At 74.8% G+C, this 1,239-nt stretch carries 2 protein-coding genes; both read left to right on the plus strand.

Annotated features, from left to right (window positions below):
• Positions 1 to 422 (plus strand): beta-galactosidase trimerization domain-containing protein (locus ESO86_RS17220; RefSeq protein WP_207207213.1); only part of this gene is annotated, 422 nt, incomplete at its 5' end.
• Positions 423 to 456: 34 nt separating this feature from the next.
• Positions 457 to 1,179: a ThuA domain-containing protein gene (locus ESO86_RS17225; RefSeq protein ID WP_129235988.1), complete on the plus strand. Its 723-nt coding sequence runs from the start codon at positions 457 to 459 to the stop codon at positions 1,177 to 1,179.
• Positions 1,180 to 1,239 lie beyond the last annotated feature (60 nt).

The following is a 1,239-nucleotide window of genomic DNA, read 5'->3' on the forward strand; positions in this document are numbered from 1 at the left end:
CGCCGGTCGCCGGCGACGGCGTCGCGGGCACGGGCACGCTGCTCGCGGAGGAGGTCCACGTCACCGCCGACGCGAGGGTCGAGGCATCCTTCACGGATGGCCGCCGGGAGGGCGACGCAGCGCTCACGCTTCGCGCGGTCGGCGACCGCGGCGGCACGGCCCGGTACCTCGCCACGATCCCCGACGAGGCGGGCGCGCAGTCCCTCGTCGACCGACTCCTCGCGACGACCGGGGTGGAGCCGGTCGTCGCGGGGCTCCCCGCGCACGTCGAGGCCGCCCGTCGCGGCGCGCTCCTCACGCTCGTCAACCAGGGCGGCCCGGTCGTCGAGGTCGAGGTCGCGGGGACCGACGCCGTCACGGGTGAGCGGATCGACCGCGTCCGGCTCGACGCGTTCGACTGGGCCATGGTGGTCACCGACTGACGGCCGTACGATGCAGCCGAACGAGGAGGTTCCGATGCGCGCCATCATCCTGAGCGGTGCCGGGCGGTACGCCGACCCGTGGCACCCCTTCGCCGAGACGAGCGCGCGCCTGGCCGAGCTCGTCGCCGAGGCGGGCTTCGACGTCGAGGTCCGGGAGGACGTCGATGCCGCGCTCGGCTCGCTCGAGGACGACGTGGCGCTGCTCGTCGTGAACGCCGGTGATCCGGATCGCTCCAGCACCGACGGCGAGCCGCTGCCGGCCGCTGCCGAGTGGCCCGCGGTCGACGGCGGCCCGCTGGCCTCGGCGCTCGAGCGCGGCATCGGCATCCTCGCCGTCCATGCGGCCGCGTCGAGCCTGCGCGACGTCGAGGCGTTCGACCGCGCGATCGGCGGGCGATGGGAGTGGGACGTGTCGTGGCATCCGCCGTTCGGCGAGGCGCACGTGCACCTCGTCGGCAACCACGCCGTCCGGGAGGGCCTCGACGACTTCACGCTCGAGGACGAGCGCTACAGCTCGCTGCTGCTGCACGACGTCATCGAGCCGATCGCGGAGCACGAGCAGGACGGCATCCGTCATCCGCTGGTGTGGGCCCGCGAGATCGGTCCGTCGCGCCTGGTCTACGACGCGCTCGGCCACGACACCCGTTCGTACGACTCGGCGAGCCACCGGGCGCTGATCGCGAACGCGCTCGACTGGCTGCGTCGCGTACCCGCGCCGACGGCGGCAGGGCGACTCCCTGCGGCGGGCGCCCGGTGAGCCGCCGCATCGTCGTCGCGCCCGACTCGTTCAAGGGCACCGCGACCGCCGCCGAGGCCG

Source organism: Agromyces binzhouensis (assembly GCF_004135055.1).
Classification (GTDB): Bacteria; Actinomycetota; Actinomycetes; order Actinomycetales; family Microbacteriaceae; genus Agromyces; species Agromyces binzhouensis.